Annotated in this window: 6 protein-coding genes; all 6 read left to right on the forward strand. The window is 38.2% G+C overall.

Annotation, left to right across the window (positions count from 1 at the left end):
- Positions 1 to 598 precede the first annotated feature (598 nt).
- The 6 genes from GJS45_RS23380 to GJS45_RS23405 all read left to right on the forward strand — a co-directional run bounded on the left by GJS45_RS23380 (position 599) and on the right by GJS45_RS23405 (position 6,286).
- A complete protein-coding gene (locus tag GJS45_RS23380) occupies positions 599 to 1,774 on the forward strand; it encodes an HlyD family secretion protein (RefSeq protein WP_162344317.1) in 1,176 nt (391 codons plus the stop codon).
- Between the two features lie 12 nt (positions 1,775 to 1,786).
- The gene (locus GJS45_RS23385) at positions 1,787 to 3,949 is read left to right on the forward strand and encodes a peptidase domain-containing ABC transporter (RefSeq protein ID WP_162344318.1); all 2,163 of its coding nucleotides are present in this window, start codon (positions 1,787 to 1,789) and stop codon (positions 3,947 to 3,949) included.
- A 12-nt stretch (positions 3,950 to 3,961) separates the two neighbouring features.
- The gene (locus GJS45_RS23390; RefSeq protein WP_162344319.1) at positions 3,962 to 4,216 is read left to right on the forward strand and encodes an HTH domain-containing protein; all 255 of its coding nucleotides are present in this window, start codon (positions 3,962 to 3,964) and stop codon (positions 4,214 to 4,216) included.
- Between the two features lie 151 nt (positions 4,217 to 4,367).
- Positions 4,368 to 4,571, forward strand: a complete 204-nt coding sequence (locus GJS45_RS23395; protein ID WP_162344320.1) for a hypothetical protein — start codon at positions 4,368 to 4,370, stop codon at positions 4,569 to 4,571.
- A 21-nt stretch (positions 4,572 to 4,592) separates the two neighbouring features.
- Positions 4,593 to 4,769, forward strand: coding sequence for a hypothetical protein (locus tag GJS45_RS23400; RefSeq protein ID WP_162344321.1), 177 nt, complete (start codon positions 4,593 to 4,595; stop codon positions 4,767 to 4,769).
- Positions 4,770 to 5,806: 1,037 nt separating this feature from the next.
- A complete protein-coding gene (locus tag GJS45_RS23405) occupies positions 5,807 to 6,286 on the forward strand; it encodes a CPBP family intramembrane glutamic endopeptidase (RefSeq protein ID WP_162344322.1) in 480 nt (159 codons plus the stop codon).
- Positions 6,287 to 7,607: the final 1,321 nt, after the last annotated feature.

The following is a 7,607-nucleotide window of genomic DNA, read 5'->3' on the forward strand; positions in this document are numbered from 1 at the left end:
TATTCCATTATTAAGAATGGGCTAAAGCCGCATTCCTATTGAGGAATACTCATTTGGAACCAGCATGCTTTTAATCAATTGCCTACTGCTTCAGCTGTAGGCATTATTGAATTTTTCCGAAACTAGGGCTTTAGCCAAAACTTTTATCTTTGAACCTTTCCAAACCAGAATTCACAATTCCCTCCATTTTTGCAATGGTTCGAGGTTCCAATTTTAGGGATGGGCTAAAGCCGCATTCCTATTGAGGAAATATTTATTTTTGACCGGGGTTCGTTTTACCAATTGCCTGCTGCTTCAGTATTGGCCGAACTAATCATTAATATGAAAATTTTCACAGAAAAATTTGGTTTTTTTTGATTTTATAACTAACATCACCTAGCCCTTATTTTTGTTGTCATAAATTGTTGATTGGGAATCTGGTTTTTAAGGGTTATCGAAAAATAGTTTGTATCCGTGATCTAGGACTTTTAATAGGTTATTTTTATCTGGACGGGAATTTGGGCGGTTTGAAGAAATGACCTGTTAAAGGAGGGACTGAGTTCCTTTAAGCAATTCAGGATTTTTACGTTTATTCTAACCGATTATCTTTTAAAAAGGTATGAAAGCCAGGATTTTCCCTTCCGCTATCGCAGCGCACAGCGTCGAAGTTTTTGATGGCCGGATTAGTGTCCGCTCCCAAGCCATTTACCTCTCTATTTTAACCTTGCTAATGGGCGCATGCATTGCCCTGTTTTTTGTGTACGTAGATGTGGCGGTACAATCACGAGGTACCTTTCAGTCTGCGTTGCAGCGCAACCCGTTGATGACTGCGGTGGGGGGAAGGTTGGAAAAGTGGAACCTTGCCGAAAATCAAAAGGTACAGAAAGGAGAAGTGTTGGCTGTGATAAGAAAAGAAGCACTACATCTAGAAATGCAGGGAGTGCGAGAGCGACTTGCGCTTTTGAATGACTTTATTTCGGATTTACGGCAATTGCTAGGAGCAAATTTGTCAAAAAACCACGATCGCGCTATCCCATTACAAACACATTATTTCCAGGCTTCTCTGGTGGAGTTCCAGACGGAATTAAGTAACCAATCTGCGGCAGTTCAGAAATTGGAGCGTGATTATGATAGGGCCACAACACTCCTAAACAGCCAATCATTGGCTTTTGCAGATTTCGACGAGGTAGAAGTACGGTACAAGCAGGCCAGGGCCCAATTGGAATTGATCCAAAAGCAGAAAATTCATGCCTGGGAGCAAGAGCTGAATAATTTCAGGAATGAAAAGAATAAGCTTAATAATCAACTTCAGGTGTATGCCGAAGAAATGGACCGATACAGCATTTTGGCCGGTACGAACGGCACCCTGATCAATGTGTTAAACCTGAACGAAGGTGATTTCATTCACCCCCAGCAAAAATTAGCCGAAATCTCCCCGGATACCACTTTACTGGCAGTAACTTATATTTCCCCTGCTGATATCGCTTTTATCAAAAAAGGGCAACAAGTGAGTTTTCAGGTGGATGCCTATAATTACAACCAGTGGGGGATTGCAACAGGTAGTGTGTGGGAAATTGCTGATGACCTGACATTAATAAATGAAAACGAAGTGGGCTACCTGGTCACCTGTCTCTTAGAGCGTTCTTATTTGACCCTTTCTAATGGGGCACTTGGCCATGTCAAAAAAGGGATGACCTTCAATGCCCGCTTTGTAGTGGCAAGGCGTTCCTTGTCTCAGTTGCTATACGATAAGGTCGATAACTGGATCAACCCTTTTGTCAACAAACAGCCCTAACCGGGATGCGATATGAGTATAAAGATCAAACAGCAAGACATCACCGACTGTGGCGCTGCCTGTCTGGCTTCGGTAGCCTCCTATTACAAGTTGGAAATGCCAGTGGCAAAAATCAGGCAAATGGCTTCTACCGACCAAAAGGGAACCAATGTATTGGGATTGATTGAAGCCGCCACAAAAATGGGGTTTTCGGCAAAGGGGGTGCGTGGAGAATTTGAGGCCTTGAAGGAGGTACCCATGCCTGTAATCGCCCATGTAGTGGTCAACAAAGTACTTCACCATTTTGTGGTTTTGTACAAGGTTGGAGAACAAACGGTGACTTATATGGACCCCGCAGACGGGCAATTTCATAAAATTAGCCATCATGATTTTAAAAATTCCTGGACCGGAGTGTTGGTGCTGTTAATGCCCAATGATGACTTTAGAGCTGTTAACCAAAGAGTAAGCACCTGGAGCCGGTTTTGGTTTTTGATGCGCCCACACCGTGGGGTGATGTTTCAATCCCTATTAGGGGCGATGATCTTTACCCTCCTGGGCTTGTCTACTTCCATATATGTACAGAAAATCATTGACCATGTGTTTATCGGAAGAAATACCAATCTTCTCAACCTGCTGTCGGTGACCATGATTGTTTTGTTGTTGTTGCAAATCACCATAGGGGTTTTTAAAACGCTCTTCGTGTTAAAGGTGGGGCAGCGCATTGATGCCAGGCTGATTTTGGGGTATTACAAACATCTTTTGACGCTGCCCCAACGCTTTTTTGATACTATGAGAGTGGGGGAGATCATCTCCCGCGTCAACGACGCAGTGAAGATCAGGGCATTTATCAATGACGTTTCGATAGGCCTGGTTGTGAATGTCTTCATCGTACTTTTCTCTTTTGCACTGATGTTCACCTTTTACTGGAAGCTGGCACTGGTGATGCTTTTGGTAATTCCACTGTATGCGCTGATTTATGGCATCACCAACCAACTCAATAAAAAAATTGAACGAAGGCTTATGGAAGAATCGGCTGAGTTGGAATCCCAACTGGTAGAATCCATTACGGCTGCCGGAACGATAAAAAGGTTTGGTGCCGAAGAACATGCGAATATCAAGACGGAAATCCGATTTGTCTCCCTGCTCCGTACCGTTTACAAATCAGGTACAAGCTCCATTTTTTCAGGTACTTCTGCAGAAACCGTTTCCAGGTTGTTTACCATAATCCTTCTTTGGGTAGGGGCTGGGTATGTGTTGAGGAATGACATAACCCCCGGGGAGCTGATGGCTTTCTATGCCTTGACGGGATATTTGACGGGCCCCATTTCAGATCTTATTGGCATGAACAAAACGATTCAAAATGCCCTGATCGCAGCAGATCGCTTATTCGAGATCATGGATCTGGAAGTAGAAAGTGCCGAGAAGACCTTCCCCCTAAATAAGGAAGAAGCAGGAGATATTGTTTTTAAAAATGTGAGCTTTCGATATGGCTCCAGAGCCAATGTCTTCGAAGACCTTAATCTGGTTGTTCCAAAAGGTAAAATTTCCGGAGTAGTAGGGGAGAGTGGCTCGGGCAAAAGCACCCTGGTGGCCTTATTGCAAAACCTATATCCCCTGCAATCGGGACAGGTTTACATTGGAAAACATAATATTCAGTACATTAATCATACGAGCCTTCGGCAATTGGTCTCCGTGGTGCCGCAACGCATTGATCTATTTGTTGGCAATATACTGGAAAACATTGCACTGGGGGACTACCAACCCGATATGCAACGTATCGTCAACATCTGCAACAAGTTGGGCATGATGGATTTTATAGAAACCCTTCCCAACGGATTTGGAACGTATCTGGGAGAAAACGGAGCCGTTTTGTCAGGTGGGCAGAAACAACGCATAGCCATTGCCAGGGCACTGTACCGGGATCCTGCCATTCTGATCCTCGATGAGGCCACCGCCTCATTGGATTCTGATTCAGAGCAGTTTGTACGCAATACCATACGCATACTGGCAAAAGAGGGAAAAACCATTCTTTTCATCACCCATCGGCTGGCAGCCGTTCAGGAAATGGACCGGATTTTTGTTCTGGATAAGGGGCACCTTATTGAGGAGGGCACGCATGAAGAACTTCTGGGCAAAGAAGGCAAGTATTCTAAAATGGTAAAGAAACAGTTTTTAGTAGTGAATTTAACAAGTTAAACCGCATGGATTATGGAGTTTATTAGACAGATTGAGCGATTTCAGCTATTGAATAAGCTGGTAAAGGAACAACGCACGGGGAGTCCTAATGATATGGCAAAAAAGATGGGGATAAGTAAAAGACAATTGTACGTGTACCTCGAATACCTAAAGGATTTGGGAGTTGAAATTTCTTTTTCGAGAAAACTAAATAGTTTCATTTATAAGGGAAATACTAAAATTTGTATTGATCTGAGATTTGAGATACTTAAGGTATCAGAGAATTGATAAATAATCAATGAAAAATTGATGAATGTTATTTTATTGCATTGATCAGGGTTAAATTAGAGTGAAATTAATGAGAAATTACCTTCCAACATATATAGGAAGGATTAAAACGTTAAAAAATTTGGTGTAATAATTAAATTTGATTAAAATTATGGAAAAGTTAAAAGGACTAAGTTTAGAAGAATTAAAAGAGGTTAATGGGGGAGAACCAGTTTCGATTGCTATAGGACTATTTGCTTTAGCGATAGCGGTCGGTTCTGTAGGTGTTTATCTTTATAATAATTCTGGGGATATAGCCAGAGGTTTTAGGGATGGAAGGAAAGGAAATTATAATCCACCACTATCTTGTAGGTAACTACAATTAATTTATTATCTTATGAAAGAGTTAACTAATAACGAATATTTATCAATCATGGGAGGTGATCCCTTCTTATATGATGTGTTCTATTTAGCTGGTATGGTTTTTCAATCAAGTTTAGAAAGTGGAAAGAAAGCTAGAAGAACACTGGGAACGAATAGCTACATGATTTCTCTAAAAATGGGAGGTCTTTAGTTTATTGTAGTTAATTGCCTATATCGGTGTTTAAATGATAAGTTTAAATTGGACTAAGATGATAAATAGTGATAATAAATATAAAATTGGGTTCTATGTTCTTTTAATTTTTTCTATTTTGGTTTTATTAGTTCAATTATATAACGCTATTAAACCAATTAGTTATTAGAATGGTATTTAGCTGAATGTGATTTATTTAGCTGTTTCTCATTGATACCAATTTGTCGGGGGTAAAGCTACTATTTCCCCTCGATGGGGTTTTATAGAATGCACTATATTTGGATCATTATCGTTTTTTTAGGTGGATATTTCATGGCTGACTAATAATTTGTCCATAAGCACAATGCAGATGGAAACTATTTATTCCTTTGTATGAAAATTAAAAATAAAATACTGTTAATTAATATTACTATCATATTTTTGGTTATTTTATTTCAAAAAGATGTCTCCTATTATCTCCAACATAATGTGGCTATCTTTTTTGTTGCTATGGTGTGTTCGTTTCTGTATTCAATATTTATATTTTTCGCTGGTGCTTCATATGGTCTTGTATACATCGCTCCAATTATAAGTTTATTTTTAGGGTACTATTTTTTTTTGATTGAATCGAGTTATATTAAATTAAATGAGCTTATAATTGGTATAATAATAGGAGTATTACTATATGTTTTAGAAGTAGTAATGTTCAAGATATTTTCGTTATAACTTTAAGATTTTTTTCAATTCAACGGCTAAGTTAATTTTTTGTATGATTATAATATTGATGGTTTTTATTGAAAAAAATAATGATTGAAACCTTTTCAATATTCAGTCTTATACTGATTTTTATACTTTCAATTCGAGGTTTTTATATTTTTTATAATAACAAGATAAAACTAAGATAAATAGCTGGAATTTATTTTTTAGAAAGTTTAAATTATAGTATATATTTTTTTATTTTAATTCTTATTTTGTTTTATTCTATCATCTTATTAAATATATATAATGATTATATTGTTTTAAATTTTACCAATAATTATAAAATAATATTTTCACAAATGCCGAAATATTTATCCATAGCAATAGTAGAAGAATTTATTTTTAGAATTTTACTTTTTGCAAGCCTTATCCATTATATTTCCAATAAAAATGCATTAATATTTTCTACTTCTGTTCTTTTTAGCTTATACCATTTCCCAACAAATGGTATCTATTTTGTAAGTTATTTCCTGGCTGGTATCATGTATGGGTATTCATTTGTAAAATTTCAATCCATACTCATTCCGACAGGTATTCATTTCTCTTGTAATTTTATACAAGGCGCTATTTTTGGTTTCCCTGTTTCTGGAATCGAATCAGATGGACTTCTGAATATTAGCATTATACCCCATGAAATTTATAATGGCGGTAGCCAGGGGCCGGAGGGTAGCGTTCTTGGAATCATGGTCCGATTAGCCATTATTCTCCTGATATATACCCTCCCCTCGAAACAAACAAATTCTCAATTTTTAAAATACCCTAATGATTTTAAGAGCTAAAAAATTTTGGCTAAAGCCTGGGATCATGCTATGCCAATTTTGAGAATGGGCTAAAGCCACATTGCTATTGAGGAAATATCTATCTAAAACCAGCATGCTTTTAATCAATTGCCTACTGCTTCAGCTGTAGGCAATTTAGATTTTTACCCCATCATAGGCTTTAGCCAAATTTTTATCCTTGAACCTTTCCAATCCAGAATTCACAATTCCCTCCATTTTGGCTATGGTTTACGGTTCCAATTTTAGGAATGAATTAAAGCCACATTGCTATTAAAGTGTAATTATTTGGAACCGGATTTTGATCAATAGCCTGCCGCATGGGGTATCGGTTTTGGCTAAAGCCAGGGATCTTGCTATTCCATTATTAAGAATGGGCTAAAGCCACTTTCCTAGTGAAGAAATATTATCAAAAACCAGGATCCTCTTAATCAATTGCCTACTGCTTCAGCTGTAGGCATTTTTGATTTTTTCCCAATCTGGGGCTTTGGCCAAATCTTTTATGTTTGAACCTTTCCAATCCAGAATTCACCAATGCGTTCACTTTGGTTAAAACCCTGCGATCATGCTATTCTATTTTAAGAATGGGCTAAAGCCGCATTCCTATTGAAAAATAACCATTTAGAGGAATGGTATAGAGCCGCATTCCTATTGAAGAATAGTCATTTGGGACCAGCGTGCTTTTAATCAATTGCCTACTGCTTCAGCTGTAGGCATCATTGATTTTTTCCCAAACTAGGGCTTTAGCCAAATTTTTATCCTTGAACCTTTCCAATCCAGAATTCACAATTCCCTCCATTTTGGCTATGGTTTACGGTTCCAATTTTAGGAATGAATTAAAGCCACATTGCTATTAAAGTGTAATTATTTGGAACCGGATTTTGATCAATAGCCTGCCGCATGGGGTATCGGTTTTGGCTAAAGCCAGGGATCTTGCTATTCCATTATTAAGAATGGGCTAAAGCCACTTTCCTAGTGAAGAAATATTATCAAAAACCAGGATCCTCTTAATCAATTGCCTACTGCTTCAGCTGTAGGCATTTTTGATTTTTTCCCAATCTGGGGCTTTGGCCAAATCTTTTATGTTTGAACCTTTCCAATCCAGAATTCACCAATGCGTTCACTTTGGTTAAAACCCTGCGATCATGCTATTCTATTTTAAGAATGGACTAAAGCCGCATTCCTATTGAAAAATAATCCTTTAGAGGACTGGTGTAGAGCCGCATTCCTATTGAGGAATACTCATTTTGGGCCAGCATGCTTTTAATCAATTGCCTACTGCTTCAGCTGTAGGGAATAGAGATTTTTTCCTCATTTAGGGCTT

The sequence above is a fragment of the Cyclobacterium salsum genome (genome assembly GCF_010119245.1).
Classification (GTDB): domain Bacteria; phylum Bacteroidota; class Bacteroidia; order Cytophagales; family Cyclobacteriaceae; genus Cyclobacterium; species Cyclobacterium salsum.